General features: G+C 69.8%; 17 protein-coding genes. 4 read left to right on the forward strand and 13 right to left on the reverse strand.

Features of this window, described 5'->3' with window-relative positions; translation table 11 throughout:
• Window positions 1-9: 9 nt before the first annotated feature.
• The gene (locus tag KUM03_RS36075; protein ID WP_217254761.1) at window positions 10-1269 is read right to left on the reverse strand and encodes an MFS transporter; all 1260 of its coding nucleotides are present in this window, start codon (window positions 1267-1269) and stop codon (window positions 10-12) included.
• A 114-nt stretch (window positions 1270-1383) separates the two neighbouring features.
• Between KUM03_RS36075 and KUM03_RS36080 the strand changes: the two genes are divergently transcribed.
• Window positions 1384-2400, forward strand: a complete 1017-nt coding sequence (locus KUM03_RS36080) for a LacI family DNA-binding transcriptional regulator (protein WP_217254762.1) — start codon at window positions 1384-1386, stop codon at window positions 2398-2400.
• A gap of 58 nt (window positions 2401-2458) precedes the next feature.
• Here KUM03_RS36080 and prcA read toward each other — a convergent pair whose 3' ends face one another.
• The 6 genes from prcA to arc all read right to left on the reverse strand — a co-directional run bounded on the left by prcA (window position 2459) and on the right by arc (window position 8577).
• On the reverse strand, window positions 2459-3214 hold the full coding sequence (prcA, locus tag KUM03_RS36085) for a proteasome subunit alpha (RefSeq protein WP_217254763.1): 756 nt from the start codon (window positions 3212-3214) through the stop codon (window positions 2459-2461).
• A gap of 63 nt (window positions 3215-3277) precedes the next feature.
• The gene (gene prcB / locus KUM03_RS36090; protein ID WP_217254764.1) at window positions 3278-4123 is read right to left on the reverse strand and encodes a proteasome subunit beta; all 846 of its coding nucleotides are present in this window, start codon (window positions 4121-4123) and stop codon (window positions 3278-3280) included.
• The gene (locus tag KUM03_RS36095; RefSeq protein ID WP_217254765.1) at window positions 4075-4665 is read right to left on the reverse strand and encodes an endonuclease VII domain-containing protein; all 591 of its coding nucleotides are present in this window, start codon (window positions 4663-4665) and stop codon (window positions 4075-4077) included. The genes prcB and KUM03_RS36095 overlap by 49 nt, the downstream gene beginning before the upstream one ends.
• 6 nt (window positions 4666-4671) lie before the next feature.
• Entirely contained in the window at window positions 4672-4890 is a 219-nt protein-coding gene (locus tag KUM03_RS36100) for a ubiquitin-like protein Pup (RefSeq protein WP_073730944.1), read from the reverse strand.
• Window positions 4891-5067: 177 nt separating this feature from the next.
• Window positions 5068-6579 (reverse strand): depupylase/deamidase Dop, encoded by a 1512-nt coding sequence (gene dop / locus KUM03_RS36105; RefSeq protein WP_374225424.1) that lies wholly within the window; start codon window positions 6577-6579, stop codon window positions 5068-5070.
• Window positions 6580-6810: 231 nt separating this feature from the next.
• Complete coding sequence (arc, locus tag KUM03_RS36110) at window positions 6811-8577, reverse strand: proteasome ATPase (protein ID WP_217254766.1); 1767 nt, start codon at window positions 8575-8577, stop codon at window positions 6811-6813.
• Between the two features lie 246 nt (window positions 8578-8823).
• Between arc and KUM03_RS36115 the strand changes: the two genes are divergently transcribed.
• Window positions 8824-9129, forward strand: coding sequence for a ferredoxin (locus KUM03_RS36115; protein ID WP_073730947.1), 306 nt, complete (start codon window positions 8824-8826; stop codon window positions 9127-9129).
• Between the two features lie 83 nt (window positions 9130-9212).
• Here KUM03_RS36115 and KUM03_RS36120 read toward each other — a convergent pair whose 3' ends face one another.
• The 3 genes from KUM03_RS36120 to KUM03_RS39130 all read right to left on the reverse strand — a co-directional run bounded on the left by KUM03_RS36120 (window position 9213) and on the right by KUM03_RS39130 (window position 12917).
• Window positions 9213-9791, reverse strand: coding sequence for a hypothetical protein (locus KUM03_RS36120; RefSeq protein WP_217254767.1), 579 nt, complete (start codon window positions 9789-9791; stop codon window positions 9213-9215).
• Window positions 9792-10018: 227 nt separating this feature from the next.
• Complete coding sequence (locus KUM03_RS36125; RefSeq protein WP_217254768.1) at window positions 10019-10921, reverse strand: tRNA (adenine-N1)-methyltransferase; 903 nt, start codon at window positions 10919-10921, stop codon at window positions 10019-10021.
• Window positions 10922-10979: 58 nt separating this feature from the next.
• Window positions 10980-12917, reverse strand: coding sequence for a site-2 protease family protein (locus KUM03_RS39130; protein ID WP_217254769.1), 1938 nt, complete (start codon window positions 12915-12917; stop codon window positions 10980-10982).
• 175 nt (window positions 12918-13092) lie between these two features.
• On the opposite strand from KUM03_RS39130, the gene KUM03_RS36135 reads away from it, so the two are divergent.
• Both KUM03_RS36135 and KUM03_RS36140 read left to right on the forward strand, forming a co-directional pair.
• A complete protein-coding gene (locus KUM03_RS36135) occupies window positions 13093-14073 on the forward strand; it encodes a RecB family exonuclease (protein WP_217254770.1) in 981 nt (326 codons plus the stop codon).
• 14 nt (window positions 14074-14087) lie between these two features.
• Window positions 14088-14759: a response regulator transcription factor gene (locus tag KUM03_RS36140; protein WP_019325237.1), complete on the forward strand. Its 672-nt coding sequence runs from the start codon at window positions 14088-14090 to the stop codon at window positions 14757-14759.
• A gap of 107 nt (window positions 14760-14866) precedes the next feature.
• Here the strand turns inward: KUM03_RS36140 and KUM03_RS36145 are convergent, their stop codons facing one another.
• The 3 genes from KUM03_RS36145 to KUM03_RS36155 all read right to left on the reverse strand — a co-directional run.
• Entirely contained in the window at window positions 14867-16471 is a 1605-nt protein-coding gene (locus tag KUM03_RS36145; protein WP_217254771.1) for an ABC transporter substrate-binding protein, read from the reverse strand.
• Window positions 16472-16845: 374 nt separating this feature from the next.
• A complete protein-coding gene (locus tag KUM03_RS36150; protein WP_217254772.1) occupies window positions 16846-17547 on the reverse strand; it encodes an HAD family phosphatase in 702 nt (233 codons plus the stop codon).
• A 138-nt stretch (window positions 17548-17685) separates the two neighbouring features.
• Window positions 17686-18696, reverse strand: a 1011-nt coding sequence (locus tag KUM03_RS36155) for a vitamin B12 dependent-methionine synthase activation domain-containing protein (protein ID WP_302185926.1), incomplete at its 5' end; no start/stop codon positions are given.

An 18696-nucleotide genomic window follows, 5' to 3' on the forward strand; every position in this document is an offset into this window, starting at 1 on the left:
GACTGAACATTACGCCTGATGACCCGAACTGAAACGGGGTTCGACGGCACGGTTTGGATCATTTTCCGATGAAGCCGCAACCACCGCCGCCCGCACGGGAGCTGCGAGGACCCGTCCGGTGCACAGGAGGACGAGCAGCGACACACCGCCGGCCGCCGCGGGCACGGCGAACCCCCACAGTGCCCCACCGTGTTCCACGACCGGCCCCGCGAGGCCCGTCCCCACCGACGCACCCACCGTGAAGGTCGTCACCAGCCACGAGAACGCCTCCGTCACCGTCCCCCGCGGCGCGTGCACGTCGACGAGGACGAACGCACAGGCGATGCACGGCGCCAGGAACACACCCGCGACCACCGCGAGCAGCACCATGGCCACCACACCCGGCATCAGCGTCAACGGCAGGTAACACACCGCCAGCAGGGCCACCAGCAGCCGCAGCCGCCGCGCCGGGTCACCGGTCCACCGCCGCGCCCCGTACACGGCCCCGCCCACCAGCGCACCGAGCCCGAGCGCGGCCATCAGCCAGCCGTAGACGGCGTCACCGCCGTGCTCGTCCGCGTACGGCACGGACGCCACGGTGATCGACCCGAGCGCCATCCCGATGAACAGGAAAGCGCCCAGCAGCGCCAGCAGCCCCGACGAACGCAGCGCGCCCAGCCAGTGTGCCTCGCGCGGCGCCGACCGCCACGCACGCGAAGGCGGCGACGCCACCACGGACAGCGCCCCGAGGACACCCACCACGTTCAGCACGAGCAGCGCCACCTGCGGCGACCACAGCGACACGCACACCGTCACCAGCAGCGGCCCCACGGTGAACATGACCTCCTGGGCCACCGCGTCCATCGCGTACGCCGTGTGCACCTGGTCCTCCTTGCCCAGAACACTGGGCCACAACGCCCGCAGACCGCCCTCCAGCGGCGGCGTGAACAGCCCGGCGGCACCCACGGCGAGGTACGCGACGGCGACCTGGCCGGTCCCGGCGAAGGCGAAGACGCCCATGGCCAGCGCCGACACCACCGCGGCCGGCAACTGCACCCGCGGCTGCCCGTGCAGGTCCACCAGCCGCCCCAGCACGGGCTGGCCCACCGCGTTGGCGACGCCGTACACCGCGGCGAGCGCACCCGCGAGGCTGTACGAACCGCCCTCCGCGCGCACGAACAGCACGATCGCGATCGCCGCCGTCGCGTTGGGCAGCCGCCCCACGAGCGTGCCGACGAGCAGCCGGACGGCGTGCCGCGCCCGAAGAATGTCCAGGTACCCGGCGACCACGACCAGCCCCTTCCGAACGAGCCCCGCGAGGTTTTACGTATAACGTGTCCCGTCATACGTACCATGGCGGCTGTTCACGAGTCCAGACGACCAGACGAAAGCGCAGGCCGAACGGTGGCACGAGGCAGCACCCGCCCCACCAGCCGGGACGTCGCCCAGGCCGCGGGCGTCTCCCAGGCCGCCGTCTCCCTGGTCCTCGGCGACAAATGGCGCGGCCGGGTCTCGGAACCCACCGCACAGCGCGTCCGCGACGCCGCACGCCGGCTCGGATACCGCCCCAACCTCGCCGCCCGCAACCTCCGCCTCGGCCGCACCCGCACGGTCCTCCTGGTCGTCCCCGCCCTGACCACCGAGTTCTTCGCGGAGGTCTACACCGGCGCCGCACGAGTCGCCGCCGAACACGGCTTCGGAGTCGTCCTCTACCCCTCCCCCGAAGGCGTCGGCCCGGCCAGAGACCCCTTCGCCTCCGCCCAGGCCGCCCTCGACGGCGTCATCGCCTCCTCCATGGCCGCCGACGCACTCACCGCCATCCGGGGCGACCAGCTCCCCCTCGTCATGCTCGACAGCGACCCCGAAGGCAGCCTGGGCGCCGCCACCGTCAACCTCGACATCACCGACGGCATCCGCCAGGTCGCCGAACACCTCCTGAACCTCGGCCACCGCCGCTTCCTGCACCTCGCGGCCGACGTACCGTCGTGGACCTTCGAGATCCGCGCCCGCGAACTGGCCACACGGCTGGCGGACACCCCCGGCACCGACCTGCGCACCGCCCGCGCCCCCATCTCCATCGAGGGCGCCCTGACCGCCACCGAGGCCGCCCTCGCCGCTCCCGGACCCCGGCCCACCGCACTCGTCTGCGACGACGACAAACTGGCCGCCGGCGCATACAAGGCGGCGAGGCGGGCAGGGCTGCGCGTCCCGGACGACCTGTCGGTCACCGGCCTCGACGACCTCGGCCTCGCCACCGCCATCGACCCCGAGCTGACGACCGTACGCCTCGACGCGGAACTCTTCGGCGAGCGCGGGATGCGGGCTCTGCTGGCGGTCATGGAGGGACAGACCCCTGAGGAGGGCGACATCCCGGTGCACCTCGTCGTACGGGGCTCCACAGCACCGCCACAGAAAGACTGAGCGGCGCCAGAGCACATGGCCCGGCGCCGCTCGGAGGCTCTCGCGCAGCGGCTGCCCGCTACCCCTCGTCCTCGTCCGGGAGGGCCAGGTCCTCGGCCTCAGCCCCGACACCTGCACCCGAGTCCAGCAGCCGCGACAGCTGAGCCCCCACGATCCGCTTGAACTTCCGCTTCTGCGGCCGCGTACGGTCCAGCACCGCGACCTCCAGCCGCTCCGCCGGAATCTCCCGCTCACTGCCGTTCGTGTCCCGCGACAGCGCCTGCACCGCCAGCTTCAACGCCTCGGCCAGCGTCATGTCGTCACGGTGCCGCTGGTCCAGGTAACCGCTGATCTGCTCGGCGTTGCCCCCGACCGCGACCGAGCCGTGCTCGTCCACGATCGAACCGTCGTGCGGCAACCGGTAGATCTGGTCCCCGTCGGCACTCTCACCGACCTCGGCGACGACCAGCTCCACCTCGTACGGCTTCTCGGCCTGGCTGGAGAAGATCGTGCCCAGCGTCTGCGCGTAGACGTTGGCCAGACCGCGAGCCGTCACGTCGTCCCGGTCATAGGTGTAACCACGCAGGTCGGCGTAGCGCACACCACCGATCCGCAGATTCTCGTACTCGTTGTACTTGCCGGCGGCCGCGAAGCCGATCCGGTCATAGATTTCGCTGAACTTGTGCAGCGCACGGGACGGGTTCTCACCGACGAACACGATGCCGTCGGCGTACTGCAGCACGACCAGGCTGCGGCCACGCGCGATGCCCTTGCGGGCGTACTCCGCCCGGTCCGCCATCGCCTGCTGGGGTGAGACATAGAACGGCGTCGACACCGGTTATCCGTCCCTTTCTGGAGAAGTCACTGAACCACCTGACAACACGACCGACCGCGCCCGCTACAGCAACGCGGCCCGCGGACCGTCGGGCTGCTCCAGCCGCCGCTCCAGCACCGAGCGGGCGAGCCCCGAAGCCTCGTCCTCACTCAGCCGGCGGAAGCCGTCCTCGGTGATCACAGTGATGATCGGGTAGATCCGGCGCGCGACGTCGGGACCACCGGTCGCCGAGTCGTCGTCCGCCGCGTCGTAGAGCGCCTGCACCACGAGCGTCGTGGCCTGCTCCTCGGTCAGGTCCTCCCGGTAGAGCTTCTTCATCGCCCCACGGGCGAAGATCGACCCCGAACCGGTGGTCGCGTAGCTCTGCTCCTCCGACCGACCGCCCGTCACGTCGTACGAGAAGATCCGCCCCCGGCCCCGGTCCACGTCGTAACCGGCGAACAGCGGCACCACGGCCAGCCCCTGCATCGCCATGCCCAGGTTCGACCGGATCATCGTGGACAGGCGGTTAGCCTTGCCCTCCAGGGACAGCTGCGCGCCCTCGACCTTCTCGAAGTGCTCCAGCTCCAGCTGGAACAGCTTCACCATCTCCACGGCCAGACCCGCCGTACCGGCGATGCCCACCGCCGAGTACTCGTCGGCCGGGAAGACCTTCTCGATGTCGCGCTGGGCGATCATGTTGCCCATCGTGGCCCGCCGGTCACCGGCGAGGACCACACCACCGGGGAACGTCACCGCCACGATCGTCGTCCCGTGCGGCGCCTCGACGACACCCTGCACCGGGGGCAGCTGCCGGTTGCCCGGGAGCATCTCCGGCTGGTGCTCGCCGAGGAAGTCCATGAAGGAGGAGGACCCAGGCGTCAGGAAGGCAGCTGGTAGACGCCCGGTGCTACGAGTGTTGGCTTCCACGCGTTTCCTTCCAGGTAGTCGGCAGCTCGGTTCATCACGTCGGGGTCATCCCTCAACAGGCCGAGGCCGGAATTGCAGTTGAAGCACAGTACGCCACGGACCCTACCCGTCTTGTGGCAGTGATCCACATGAACGGCGGGCGCCTTGAGACAGATCACGCAGAGGCCCTTCTGAGAGCCGACCATCGCGTCACGCTCGGCCTCGGTGAGACCGTAACGGCGCTGCAGGTGACGTGCCCGCCCCGCAACGGCCCGGCACGCCTTGCAACGCGTCGACACCCCGTCCGAGGCCGTCGCGTTGCGATGCCACTCGCTCCACGGCTTGACCTCGTCACAGCCCAGGCAGTGCTTGCACCCCTCGGGCACGTCCGCTCGACGAACCTTCTTGCCCTGGGCCTCCCGACGACGGCGGTATGCCTCGGCCCCGCATTCGCGGCAACGGTCCTGAAATCTGTCGAGCTTGGACCTGTTGGCCGCGAATGCGCTGGTAGGCAGAGTCCGCTTGCATGCCGAGCACTTCTTCTCGGCATCCAAATTGGACATTCAGGCCTATTCCCCACCTTTTTGGACAAATGACCGCACGAAGTCCTCGGCATTCTCTTCCAAGACATCGTCGATTTCGTCCAGAACGGAGTCCACGTCGTCGTTCAGCTTCTCCTGGCGTTCCTTGAGGTCCTCGGAGGCCTGCGCGTCCTGCGCCTGCTCCTCGACCTCCTCGTTGGACCGGGTGGCCTTCTGCTGTCCGCCGCCGGTGTCCTTGGTCGCCATAACCCTCACCCCGCTCGGTTCGCCCGACACAGTTGCTCGGTCAAGATCAGACCCTACAAGCCGGGTCCGACATCGGCCCCGCGTTTCTCCAACGAACGGGGGCCATCTCGATGGTTCCCGGACGGGGTGGGTTTCCACCCCGTCCGGCGGTCTCGTTCGTGTACCCGTTCCGTGCGCTCACCCGCCGGTGAGGACCCTGACCAGGTCTTCCGCGGTGCGGCAGCGGTCCAGGAGCTCCTTGACGTGATTACGCGTTCCGCGAAGCGGTTCCAGGGTTGGGACCCGCTGGAGGGAGTCCCGGCCCGGCAGATCGAAGATCACCGAATCCCAGGAGGCGGCAGCGACGTCGTCCGCGTACTGCTCCAGGCAGCGTCCGCGGAAGTAGGCGCGGGTGTCCTCGGGCGGCTTCGTGCGGGCGCGCTCGACCTCGTTCTCGTCCAGGAGCCGCTTGATGCGGCCGCGGTCGACCAGGCGGTTGTAGAGGCCCTTGTCGGGCCGTACGTCGGCGTACTGGAGGTCGACGAGGTGCAGCCGGGCGGCGTCCCAGTCGAGCTCGTCTCGGCGTCGGTAGCCCTCCATGAGTTCCCGCTTGGCGACCCAGTCGAGTTCGCCGGCGAGGCTCATCGGGTCGTTCTCGAGCCGGTTGAGGGTGTCCTCCCAGCGGCCGAGGACGTCCTTGGTCTGGTCGTCGACGTCGGCGCCGTAGCGTTCCTCCACGTATTTGCGGGCCAGCTCGTAGTACTCCATCTGGAGCTGGACGGCGGTGAGTGTGCGGCCGCTGCGGAGGGTGACCAGGCGTTTCAGGGACGGGTCGTGGGAGACCTGGTGGAGAGTGCGTACGGGCTGGTCCACGGCCAGGTCGACGGCGATGAACCCGTCTTCGATCATGGAGAGGACCAGGGCCGTCGTGCCCAGTTTCAGGTAGGTGGAGATCTCCGACAGGTTGGCGTCGCCGATGATCACGTGGAGGCGCCGGTACTTCTCGGCGTCCGCGTGCGGTTCGTCCCGGGTGTTGATGATGGGCCGCTTGAGCGTCGTCTCCAGGCCCACCTCGACCTCGAAGTAGTCGGCGCGCTGGCTGATCTGGAAGCCGTGTTCGTGGCCGTCCTGGCCGATGCCGACGCGGCCGGCGCCGGTGAATACCTGGCGGGAGACGAAGAAGGGCGTCAGGTGGCGCACGATGTCCGAGAAGGCGGTCTCCCGCTTCATCAGGTAGTTCTCGTGCGTGCCGTAGGAGGCGCCCTTGTTGTCGGTGTTGTTCTTGTAGAGGTGGATGGGCTGGGCGCCGGGGAGCTGGGCGGCCCGTTCGGCCGCCTCGGCCATGATGCGTTCGCCGGCCTTGTCCCACAGGACCGCGTCGCGGGGGTTGGTGACCTCCGGGGCGCTGTACTCGGGGTGGGCGTGGTCGACGTAGAGCCGTGCTCCGTTGGTGAGGATGACGTTGGCGAGGCCGATGTCCTCGTCGGTGAGCTGGCTGGAGTCGGCGGCCTCCCGGGCGAGGTCGAAGCCTCGCGCGTCCCGCAGCGGGTTCTCCTCCTCGAAGTCCCAGCGGGCCCGGCGGGCCCGGTGCATCGCCGCCGCGTAGGCGTTGACGATCTGGGATGAGGTGAGCATGGCATTGGCGTTGGGGTGGCCGGGGACGGAGATTCCGTACTCCGTCTCGATGCCCATTACTCGCCGTACGGTCATGCGGCCCTCCTTGCCCGGCGGCGCCCGTGGTGGGCGCCGCTCAAGTACCGCTGGCGCTCCGATGCGTGTGCGGTGCCCGTCCCCGCACTGCGCGACTCGGCGGTATGGAAGAGCCTAGAACGCCTTTGCGCTGGTGGGGAGATCATTTGCGGCATTGCCTTGCTCCAGTCGGGGCTCCGGAAAACAGTCGGCTGCGGGTACCCGCTGAGGGCACCCGCAGCCGCCCCGCTTTTACAGGTACTGACCGGTGTTCGCCACCGTGTCGATGGAGCGTCCGGTGTCGGCGCCCTGCTTTCCGGTGACGAGCGTACGGATGTACACGATCCGTTCGCCCTTCTTTCCGGAGATGCGGGCCCAGTCGTCCGGGTTGGTGGTGTTGGGCAGGTCCTCGTTCTCCTTGAACTCGTCCACGCAGGCCTGGAGGAGGTGGGAGACGCGGAGGCCCTTCTGGTTCTTTTCGAGGAAGTCCTTGATCGCCATCTTCTTGGCGCGGCCCACGATGTTCTCGATCATGGCGCCGGAGTTGAAGTCCTTGAAGTAGAGGACTTCCTTGTCGCCGTTGGCGTAGGTGACCTCGAGGAAGCGGTTCTCCTCGGATTCGGCGTACATCTGTTCCACCGCCGTCTGGATCATGCTCTGGACGGTGGCCGCCTTGTCCTTCTCGTGTTCGGCGAGGTCCTCGACGTGGAGCGGGAGGCGTTCGGTGAGGTACTTCCCGAAGATGTCCTTGGCCGCTTCGGCGTCCGGACGCTCGATCTTGATCTTCACGTCGAGCCGGCCGGGGCGCAGGATGGCGGGGTCGATCATGTCCTCGCGGTTGGAGGCGCCGATCACGACCACGTTCTGCAGGCCTTCCACGCCGTCGATCTCGGCGAGCAGCTGCGGGACGATGGTGTTCTCCACGTCGGAGCTGACGCCGGAGCCGCGGGTGCGGAAGAGGGATTCCATCTCGTCGAAGAAGACGATGACGGGGGTTCCCTCGCTGGCCTTTTCACGGGCTCGCTGGAAGACGAGGCGGATCTGTCGCTCGGTCTCGCCGACGTACTTGTTGAGGAGCTCGGGGCCCTTGATGTTGAGGAAGAAGCTCTTGCCGGCGGCCTGGCCGGTCACTTCGGCGACCTTCTTGGCCAGTGAGTTGGCGACCGCCTTGGCGATGAGTGTCTTGCCGCATCCGGGGGGCCCGTAGAGCAGGACGCCCTTGGGGGGACGGAGCTCGTGCTCCTTGAAGAGGTCGGGGTAGAGATAGGGGAGCTCGACCGCGTCGCGGATCATCTCGATCTGTCCGCCGAGGCCGCCGATCTGCTCGTAGCCGATGTCGGGGACCTCTTCGAGGACGAGTTCCTCGACCTCGCTCTTGGGGACGACCTCGTAGACGTAGCCGGAGCGGGGTTCGAGCAGGAGGGCGTCGCCGGGGCGGATGGTGACGCCCCGCAGCGGCTCGGCGAGCCGCACCACGCGCTCCTCGTCGGTGTGCCCGAGCACCAGGGCTCGCTCGCCGTCCTCGAGGATCTCCTTGAGGGTGACGATGTCGCCGACGCTCTCGTACTCCATGGCCTCGACCACGTTGAGTGCTTCGTTGAGCATCACTTCCTGGCCGCGTCGTAGCTCTTCGAGCTCGACGCTCGGGCTGACGTTCACCCGGAGTTTGCGGCCGCCGGTGAAGATGTCGGCGGTGTCGTCCTCGTTCGCTTGCAGGAAGACGCCGAAGCCTGCCGGTGGCTGGGCCAGCCGGTCGACCTCCTCCTTGAGGGCCACGATCTGGTCGCGGGCCTCGCGGAGGGTGCTGGCGAGTCGCTCGTTCTGGGCGGACACGCCGGCCAGGTTGGTCTGCAGTTCGACGATCCGCTCTTCGAGAATTCTCGTGTGTCGCGGAGATTCGGCGAGCTTGCGTCGCAGGACGGCGATCTCCTGCTCAAGGTAGGCCACCTGCCCGGCCGGGTCCTCGGACCCGCGTCCCGGGCGGATGCCGCGGTTCATGTCGTCGTCGTGGGCTGCCACGGTCCTCACCTCCTCCAAGGGGAGCTGGACGCTTCCAGACCCTACCTGGGTGGGTGTCGATTGAAACCCCTAGATCACAAAGACTGTCGGGGTGTGTCCGATCTTCACCCTTGCGCTCTCCCTCACGCCAGGGGAATACCCACGGAACGTGGATGGAACCCAGGCGGAGGTAGGGTCGAAGCGTTCAACACCCGTCAGAGCTGGCCGGATTCCCGAACGGCTCGGGCGCAGGAAACGGCAGGAGAGATGAGCGTGCAGCAGGAGGCCGGAGTCGACGGCGAGGCCCTGGAGGTCTGGATCGACCAGGACCTGTGTACCGGTGACGGCATCTGTGCGCAGTACGCGCCCGAGGTGTTCGAGCTGGACATCGATGGTCTGGCCTATGTGAAGGGCGTCGGCGACGAGCTGCTGCAGAGTCCGGGGGCGGCAACGCCCGTGCCGTTGCCGCTTCTCACGGATGTGGTCGACTCCGCGAAGGAGTGTCCGGGTGAGTGCATCCATGTGCGTCGCGTTTCGGACAGGGCCGAGGTCTACGGCCCGGACGCAGAGTGACCAAAATGTAACTCAATACATACGCTGAGTGACCGTCGTTTGTTGGGTCACACCATCTGCCCCGGGGTTACCGGGGTCATCGGTCATACGGTGCGTGCCTGGGACGGCGTGTCGCGGACGAACGCGCCGTTCTCCCACTGCCACTTCACGTCGTCGGTGACGTCGGGGCAGCAACTGGGCACGTCGGCCGACGAGTAGCCGAGCAGCGTGGCGTGGACTTCGCCGCCGCGTACGGCGAGGACGGTGGCCGTCCGGCGGTCCGCCGGGTCCACGAGGGTGGCCACGACGCGGGGCTTGGCGTCGTCGGTGCCGCGGGTGAGGACGTAGACGCCGTCGGGCGGGGTGCCCATGGGGGCGTCGCAGTGCACCACCGCCACCGTCTCGGGCCGGCCGTCGCCGTCGAGGTCGCCGGTCGCCTTCTTCTGCACCACGGCCTTGACCGGACCGCACTCCAGGGGGAACGCCACAGCGGCCGGGTCGGGCGGCGCGTTGTGCGCGGGGGCGTTCTTCGGTTCGGCGCCGGGCGTCTGTGCCGCGGTCGCGGCGTCGGGCTGCAGGACCGAGGAGAGGGCGACCACCGCGGCGAGGGCCGTGGCGGTGGCGACCCAGTGGATCGGGCGGGTGTGCGTGTGGGACAGGTCCGGAACGGCGGGGTGCTGCACGAGGAGTGTCTCCTGTGAGGGCTGTGCCGGCGGGGGGGTGGCCAGCATCGTGCCACACGTCACAGTGCGGGGGAACGGCGGGGTGGGTACTGGGGGTGTTTCCCGTGGCCTCGTGGCTTTGTCTTCTGGCGCCGTGTGGGTCAATACGGCGACGCCGTGGTGGAGTTCCCGGTTCGGTCCGGGAACTCCACCACAGCGTCGGTGCGTTGTACGGGGCGCGGGCCGTGTCAGCGGCCGGAGCCTCCGCCGGCGTTGGGACCGTCGTAGTCCTCGCCGTAGGCGCCCTTGGCGGGGCGGCGGCGGCGCATGGGCGGCTCGACGCCGTCGGCGAGGCGGCGGGCGGTGAGCAGGAAGCCGGTGTGGCCGATCATGCGGTGGTCGGGGCGGACGGCGAGGCCCTCGACGTGCCAGTTGCGGATCATGGTCTCCCAGGAGGTCGGCTCGTTGAAGCAGCCGATCTCGCGGATGGACTCGACGGTCCGGGCGAGCTGGGTGGTGGTGGCCACGTAGCAGCACAGGATGCCGCCGGGCACGAGCGCCTTCTTGACGACGTCCAGGCACTCCCAGGGGGCGAGCATGTCGAGGATGACGCGGTCGACGTCGGCGTCGGACAGGTTGTCCTGGAGGTCGCCGACGGTGAGCTGCCAGGCGGGGTGCGGGCCGCCGAAGTAGCGTTCGACGTTCTGCTTCGCGATGTCGGCGAAGTCCTCGCGGCGCTCGTAGGAGTGCAGCATGCCCTGGTCGCCGATGGCGCGCAGCAGGAAGCTGCTGAGGGAGCCGGAGCCGACGCCGGCCTCGACGACGCGTGCGCCGGGGAAGATGTCGGCGAAGGCGAGGATCTGCCCCGCGTCCTTCGGGTAGACGACGGCTGCCCCTCGGGGCATGGACAGGACGTAGTCGGGGAGCAGGGGGCGCAGCGCGAGGTAGGCGACGTTCCCGGTGGTGCGGACAACGCTGCCCTCGGGAGCACCGATCAGTTCGTCGTGGGGGAAGGAACCCTTGTGGGTGTGGAAGTTCTTCCCGGCCTCGAGCGTGAACGTGTAGTGGCGGCCCTTGGGGTCGGTCAGCTGAACCTGGTCCCCGACCTTGAAGGGCCCGCGCCTGCGGGCGGCACCGGTCGGTTCGGACATGTGACCAGCCTACCGGTCCTCGGCGGGGCCGCCGACCACTGCTTTGGGAGAGCGGTTCTCAGGACGGGCGGGCCATCGCCTTGACGAAGGCGCGCTCGACGTCGGCGGCGGAGAGGACGCCGTAGATCTCGCCGGTCTCCTCGACCACCAGGTACTCGGTCGCCGGGTTGGCGCGCAGGGCGTCCAGGAGCTCCTCGCCGGACAGCTCAGCCGAGACGCGCATGCCGTCGGTGAGGTCCTGGGCGAGGGTGCTCACCGCGACCCAGGGCCGGCGGTGCTCGGGTACGCCGACGATGGCGGCCTCGCGGACCAGTGAGACGGGGGCGCCGTCGGCGTCGACGACGACCAGGGCGCGGGCCCCGGAGGCGTTGGCCCGGCGCAGCGCCTCGGAGAGCGGGGTGTCGGCCGGCACGGGGACGGCGCGCCGGGTGAGGGCGCGGGCGCGCAGCTCGGGCAGGTGCTCGCGCAGGCGGGCCATGCGGAGGCTGTTTCCTGCGCCGGTCCAGATGATCGCGGCGAGGATCGCGGCGAGCAGGGCGTCCATGACGGTGTCCATGCCGACGTCGTCGGCGGCGCCGGAACCGAGGGACTGGGTGAGCAGGGGCAGGCCGATCAGGACGGCGATGGCGAGCGCCCGGCCGACCCAGGCGGCGGCGATCGTGCCGTTCATCGGCTTGCCGGTGATCTTCCAGACGACGGCGCGGAGCATCCGGCCGCCGTCGAGTGGGAGGCCGGGCAGCAGGTTGAAGGCGGCCACGAGGAGGTTGGAGATCATCAGGCCGGCCAGCAGGACGCCGGGGACCGAGTCGGGTTCGACGGGCAGGAGGGCGGCGTAGAAGACGCCGGCGAGGACGAGGGAGAGCAGGGGGCCGACGAAGGCCAGCACGAACTCCCGGCCGGGGGTCTCGGCCTCCTTCTCGATCTCGGAGACGCCGCCGAAGAACTGGAGCTGGATGCGGCGCACCGGGAGCTTGAAGCGGAGGGCGGCGACGGTGTGGGCGAGCTCGTGGACGAGGACGGAGGCGTAGAAGGCGACGGCGAAGAAGAGGGAGACCAGGTAGCGGGCGGCGCCGAGCTCGGGCAGTACGCGGTCGAGCTGTCCGCCGAAGACCCAGGTGATCAGGGCGGCGACCAGGAACCAGCTGGGCGCGACGTACACGGGTACGCCGAAGGGCCGGCCCATGAGCAGGCCGCCGCCGGGTTCGGGCTTGCGCTGCGGGGGCCTGGCCGGGCCGGTGCCGCCGTCGCCGTGGGCGTTCGCGCGGGGGTGCTGGGCGGGGGTGCGGCCCGGGTGGGAATCGGCGCGGGGATGGCCGGGGTGGGTGTCGCGGTCGCCGTGACCGTGGTGCGCGGGCGCGTGGGCGGGGGGCTGCGAGGTCCGCGGGTCGGGGGCCGGGTTCGGGTCCGGGGTCCTTTCCGGGGCGGCGTCGTCGGGGGTCTTTCCCTCGGGCTCGCCGTGTGCGGGGGCGGCTCCTTCGGGGGTCTCCCCCTGGGCCCCGGGGCTCGACGCCTTTCGGAGCGGCGTTTCGCGAGCAGGCGTCTCGGGAGTTGTGGCTCCGCGAGCCGGCGTCCCGGCGCCCGCGGACTCCGGAGCCGAACCGGCGGAACGGGGTGACGGCTCGGGGCCCGGCGCATCGGCACCGGACGGCTCGGGCCCCGACGACTCAGGGCCGGCGTCCTGGGCGTGCGGCCCGGAGGCAGGCGTCGCGGGGTCCGGCGTGCCGGGGGCGGGTGTGTTCGCACTCGGCGTAGCAGGGGGGTCGTCCGCGCCCGTCGTCGGCGAGCGGTCACCGGTCGGGTCGGTGGCCGTTCGGGCGGGGTCGCCGTGGGCCTCCTCCGCCGTCCGGGGTCCGTCCGCGGGCCGTTCCCCGGGCGGGCCGGATTCCGCGGGCTCCGGCCGGGCGGAGCCGGTGGCCGGGGCAGTGGGTCCTGCCTGGGGCTCGGCCGACTCGTCGTTGCCGGGGCGCGGCTGCCCGCTCCCGCCGCTCACGTCCACGGTGTCCCCTCGTTCGAAGCGTCTCCCGCGCCTGCCGGGCGGGAGGGTACTCGTGTCGATGGTATGCGTCCGCCGCGGCCCGTTCCGCCCCGGCACCCCACTGGTTCCCTTCCGTCGCACGGGTCATGACCGCGAGGTGGGTCACTGTCAGTGGCGGGCCGTAAGGTCTGTGGGCATGGAGACGAGCATCGAGGATGTCGCCGAGGACGCCGGCGCACCCGCCCGACCGGCGGTGACGGCGGCGGTGGAGCACGCGGACGCGGTGACGGACACGGCGGCGCCGGACACGGCCCCGGCGCGCGTGCCCACGGCGCCCGCCTCGCTCTCCCCTTCCCGGGCCGGCGATTTCATGCAGTGCCCGCTGTTGTACCGGTTCCGGGTCATCGACCGGCTCCCGGAGAAGCCGAGCGAGGCGGCGACGCGGGGCACGCTGGTGCACGCGGTGCTGGAGCGGCTCTTCGACGCCCCGGCGGGCGAGCGCACCGCGCCGCGGGCGAAGTCGCTGGTCCCGGGCCAGTGGGACCGGCTGCGGGAGAGCCGGCCGGAGCTCGGTGAGCTGTTCGCGGACGACCCGGAGGGTGAGCGTCTGGCGCAGTGGCTGAGCGAGGCGGAGCGGCTCGTCGAGCGCTGGTTCACCCTGGAGGACCCGAGCCGGCTGGAGCCCGCGGAGCGGGAGCTGTTCGTCGAGGCCGAGCTGGACTCCGGGCTGCGGCTGCGCGGCATCATCGACCGGGTCGACGTCGCCCCCACCGGCGAGGTGCGCATCGTCGACTACAAGACGGGCAAGGCGCCCCGTCCCCAGTACGCCGAGGGCGCGCTGTTCCAGATGAAGTTCTACGCGCTGGTCGTCTGGCGGTTGAAGAAGGTCGTCCCGCGGCGGCTGCAGCTCGTCTACCTCGGCAGTGGTGACGTGCTCACCTACGACCCGGTCCCGGCCGACCTGGAGCGGGTCGAGCGCAAGCTGCTGGCGCTGTGGGAGGCCATCCGGCTGGCGACCGAGACCGGCGACTGGCGGCCGCGTCCCACGAAGCTGTGCGGCTGGTGCGACCACCAGGCGCACTGCCCGGAGTTCGGCGGTACTCCCCCGCCCTACCCGCTGCCGGTGAGGGCGGCCGAGTCCGGCGGCACCGAGCAGGGCAGAATGGGGCCGGACTAGCGAAGGAGACTTACGTGGCCATCCGCGTCCTACTGGTCGACGACCAGCCGCTGCTGCGCACGGGCTTCCGGATGATTCTGGAGGCGGAGCAGGACCTCGCGGTCGTCGGCGAGGCCGGAGACGGCCTCCAGGCACTCGACCAGGTGCGGGCGTTGCAGCCCGACGTCGTGCTGATGGACATCCGCATGCCGCGGATGGACGGTGTGGAGGCGACCCGGCAGATCACCGGCCCCGAGCGGGACGGGCCGGCGAAGGTGCTGGTGCTGACCACTTTCGACCTCGACGAGTACGTGGTGGAGGCGTTGAAGGCGGGCGCCAGCGGGTTCCTGCTGAAGGACGCCCCGGCGGGCGAACTGGTGCAGGCGATCCGTGTGGTGGCGAACGGCGAGGCGATGCTCGCGCCGAGCATCACCAGGCGGCTGCTCGACAAGTACGCCACGCATCTGCCCTCCGGGGAGGAGCCGGTTCCGGACACCCTGCACACGCTGACCGAGCGTGAGGTGGAGGTGCTGAAGCTGGTGGCCCGCGGTCTGTCCAACGCGGAGATCGCCGCCGACCTCTTCGTCAGCGAGACCACCGTCAAGACGCACGTGGGTCATGTGCTGACCAAGCTGGGCCTGCGCGACCGGGTGCAGGCCGCCGTGTACGCCTACGAGAGCGGTCTGGTGCGCCCCGGCGCACAGTAGCCCGCCGCGCTCGCGGCGCGGGATCACGGGCACGCGCTCCCGACGCGAACCACGAAGGGCGCCCCTCCTGGCCGGAGGGGCGCCCTTCGTGGTTTCGGTCCGGCGGGTCAGCCGCTCACACCCCGGCCCAGCTCCCACACCTGGAGCGTGGAGGAGGAGTTGAGGAGGTAGGCCGTGCCCGTGATGTCGTCCCGGGCGGCGACGTACTGCTTGCCCTGCCACAGCGGGATCACCGGTACGTCGGTCGCGGTGATGTCCTGGATCTCGGTGAGGCTGTCCACGGCGGAGAGCCGGTCGGCCTCGCGACGGGACTCGGGGATCAGGGTGTTGCGGATCTCCGGGTTCGCGTACGGCGAGTTGAGGGTGTTGTCCTTGTCGAGGAACGGTGCGATGAAGTTGTCGGCGTCCGGGAAGTCGGGGAACCAGCCCATGCCGAAGACGTCGTACTCGCCCTTCAGTTCCGCCGGGCGGAACTTGTCCCAGGGCAGGCCCTCGATGTCGACGTCGAAGAGACCGCTGTCGTTGAGCTGCTTCTGCAGCACCTCGAACTCCTGCTTGGTCGCGGCTCCGTAGTGGTCCGTCGTGTAGTGCATCGTCAGCTTCACCGGCGTCTCGATGCCCGCGTCCTCCAGCATGGCCTTGGCCTTGGGCACGCTGGGGTCGCCGTACTTGTTGAAGAACGAGTTGGAGTGACCGGTGACGGTGGCGGGCACCATCGAGTACAGCGGCTCGGCCTGGGAGCCGTAGACCTGGGAGACGAGGGCGCTGCGGTCGATGAGCTGGGCCATCGCCTGGCGGACGGCCTTGTCCTTCACCGTCGGCGCGTCCGTGTTGAAGCCCAGGTAGCGGATCTCCAGACCGGCGACCTCGATCAGGTCGACCTTGCTGTCCGTGGAGGTGGAGAGCTTCCGGATCTGGTCCGGCGTCATCGTGCGGGCCATCACGTCGATGTCGCCCTTGTCGATCGCGGTGCCCATGGCCTCGGCGTCCTCGAAGGACACGATCTCGACCTTGTCGTTGTTCACCTCGAGGCTCCCCTTGTAATTGGGGTTCTTGGTGAACACGGCCTTCGTCATCACGTCGCCGTCGACCTCGGCCTTCATCGTGTACGGCCCGGAGCCGTCCAGTTCGAAGCCCTCGCGCAGCTTGTCCTTCTCGTAGACGTCCTTGTTGACGATGCCGGCGACCGGGGTCGACAGCTTGTACGGGAAGGTGGCGTCCGCGGTGTTGAGGTGGAAGATGACCTCGCGGTCGCCCTGCGTCTCGACGGTGTCGACGGTCGACAGCAGGCCGTACACCTGGCTGTCGGCCTCGATGGACAGGGCGCGTTCGATGGAGTACTTGACGTCCTCCGCGGTGATGGCGTCGCCGTTGGCGAACTTCAGGCCGTCACGCAGGGTGCAGGCGTAGCGCTCGTTGCCGGTGTCGGTGAATCCGCACTTCTCGGCGGCCTCGGGGACGGGTTCGCCGTCGCCTCGGGGCTGGATCATCAGGGTCTGCGTGGTCTGACGCAGGATGTTCCAGGTGCCGACATCGTAGGCGAACGCCGGGTCGAGGGGCGCGGGCGCGTCCTTCGAGGCGGTGAACCGGTCCGTGGTGCCGACGACGATCGCGTCCCCGCCGCCGCTGCCGCTGTCGGACCCGCCACAGGCGGCGAGTACCGGCGCGAGCAGGCCGACGGCGGCCGGCAGCACCAAAGTCTTGCGGTTCATGCTCGAGTTTCTCCAGAGCTGTCGGTCCGTGTATCCGGCATGCAGGGGTGTCGCGGCGGATCACGGGGGTAGTGGCCGATGTTCTCGCGACGAGGTTAGTCCGCGCCCGCAGGGGGGTTCGCAGCCACCGGAGTTGGGGGCTCATCACGGAGCGAAACCGGGTGTGGACGCACCGAAAACCCGACAGTGGAAGGATTAGTGCAGGGTTTCACCAATCGGGACACAAGGGCGCCTCGACAACGTTCGCCAAGCGTCGGGCAGCACAGCCAAGCCCTCCTGTCGACCCCTGATAGCGTGGCGAACGTCACAGGCGCGGGTTGGTCGACGGGCCTGAAATTCGGCCATCCGGAGCGGTGGCATTTCCCCGGGAACGCTTAGCGCATTTGTGTCATCAGACCGCGTAGAAATGTCAGGTCGACATCTTCCAGCGAGCCGACCACCGTGCGCCGGACTCCCGGGGTAATGGGGGCCACCGAGGGCACGGCCACGACGTGGCAGCCCGCGGCCTCCGCGGCGGCGACGCCCGTCGCGGTGTCCTCGACGACGGCGCACCGGGCCGGGTCCACGCCGAGGCCGGCCGCGGCGGCCAGGTACGGGTCCGGGTGGGGCTTGGTCCGGGGTACCTCGTCGCCGGCCACGGTCAGGCCGAAGTGCTGGGGGCCAAGCGAGGCCAGCACGCGGTCGATGATGCGCCGATGGGAGGCGGAGACCAGGGCCGTGGGGATCTCGTGCGCGGACAGCTCCCCGAGCAGCCGGGCGGCTCCCGGCATGAGCGGCAGGGTGCGGCCGATGCGTTCCTCGAAGCCGTCGTTGAGCAGCACGCTGAGTTCGGCGAGTGTGATGTCGGCCCCGGTGGCCTCGATCAGGAATCCGGCGCTGCGGCTCATGGGGCCGCCGACGACCACGTGTCGCCAGGAGTCGTCGAGGGTGTGGCCGAGGGAGGCGAAGACCTCGACCTCGACGTCCCACCAGAAGCCCTCGGTGTCCACCAGGGTGCCGTCCATGTCGAGGAGCACGGCCTGCAGGGCGGAGCCTTCGGCCGTACGGGTTCCGAGCGCGGGGACCGTACTGGTCATCCACGTACCTCCTTGAAGGGACGATCAGGCCGGTTCCCACGAAGGGAACCGGCCTGCAGTGGACCGACCAGTGTACGTCGTGCGGGACGGGAACGCCTGGTGTGGCCCGTGGAGCTGTACTGAGGCTGTGCCGAGCTCCTAGCGGGCGTTGAAGTACTTGGCCTCCGGGTGGTGGATCACGATGGCGTCGGTGGACTGCTCGGGGTGGAGCTGGAACTCCTCCGACAGGTGGACGCCGATGCGCTCCGGCTGGAGCAGGTCGGCGATCTTGGCGCGGTCCTCCAGGTCCGGGCAGGCGCCGTAGCCGAGGGAGAAGCGAGCGCCCCGGTACTTCAGGGCGAACATGTCCTCCATCTGGGCCGGGTCCTCACCGCCGAAGCCGAGTTCGGCGCGGACGCGGGCGTGCCAGTACTCGGCGAGGGCCTCGGCGAGCTGGACGGACAGGCCGTGCAGTTCGAGGTAGTCGCGGTAGGCGTTGGCCTCGAACATGCGGGCCGTCTCCTCGCCGATGCGGGAGCCGACCGTGACGACCTGGAAGCCGACGACGTCGGTCTCCCCGGACTCCTCCGGACGGAAGAAGTCGGCCAGGCACAGCCGCCGGCCGCGGCGCTGGCGCGGGAAGGTGAACCGGGTGCGCTCGTTTCCGTCGTCGTCGAGGACGATCAGGTCGTCGTCCTTCGAGACGCAGGGGAAGTAGCCGTGGACCACGGCCGCCTCCAGGAGGTTGTCCGTCTGGAGGCGGTCCAGCAGACCGCGCAGCCGCGGCCGTCCCTCGGTCTCGACCAGCTCCTCGTACGAGGGACCCTCGCCGGTGCGGGCCTGCTTGAGGCCCCACTGGCCCTTGAAGAGGGCGCCCTCGTCGAGCCAGGAGGCGTACTCCTTGAGCTGGATGCCCTTGACCACACGCGTGCCCCAGAAGGGCGGCTCGGGGACGGGGTTGTCGGTGGCGACGTCCGAGCGGACGTGCCCTTCTTCGGGCCGCTCCTCGATCTCGACGGTGGCCGCCTTGACGCGGCGTTGCTTCAGCTCGGGGAGTTTGGCGCCGGGCACGCCGCGCTTGATGCCGATCAGGGCGTCCATCAGGCGCAGGCCCTCGAAGGCGTCGCGGGCGTAGCGGACCTCGCCGTCGTAGACCTCGTGGAGGTCCTG

It is taken from the genome of Streptomyces sp. AC602_WCS936, from assembly GCF_019049125.1.
GTDB lineage: Bacteria > Actinomycetota > Actinomycetes > Streptomycetales > Streptomycetaceae > Streptomyces.

Coding starts and splice junctions, on each gene's coding strand:
- KUM03_RS36150 (WP_217254772.1), bottom strand. CDS start 17,547: ATGACCAGTACGGTCCCCGCGCTCGGAACCCGTACGGCCGAAGGCTCC.
- KUM03_RS36095 (WP_217254765.1), bottom strand. CDS start 4,665: ATGTCCAATTTGGATGCCGAGAAGAAGTGCTCGGCATGCAAGCGGACT.
- KUM03_RS36135 (WP_217254770.1), top strand. CDS start 13,093: ATGGAGACGAGCATCGAGGATGTCGCCGAGGACGCCGGCGCACCCGCC.
- KUM03_RS36100 (WP_073730944.1), bottom strand. CDS start 4,890: ATGGCGACCAAGGACACCGGCGGCGGACAGCAGAAGGCCACCCGGTCC.
- dop (WP_374225424.1), bottom strand. CDS start 6,579: ATGACCGTACGGCGAGTAATGGGCATCGAGACGGAGTACGGAATCTCC.
- KUM03_RS36115 (WP_073730947.1), top strand. CDS start 8,824: ATGAGCGTGCAGCAGGAGGCCGGAGTCGACGGCGAGGCCCTGGAGGTC.
- KUM03_RS36125 (WP_217254768.1), bottom strand. CDS start 10,921: ATGTCCGAACCGACCGGTGCCGCCCGCAGGCGCGGGCCCTTCAAGGTC.
- KUM03_RS36145 (WP_217254771.1), bottom strand. CDS start 16,471: ATGAACCGCAAGACTTTGGTGCTGCCGGCCGCCGTCGGCCTGCTCGCG.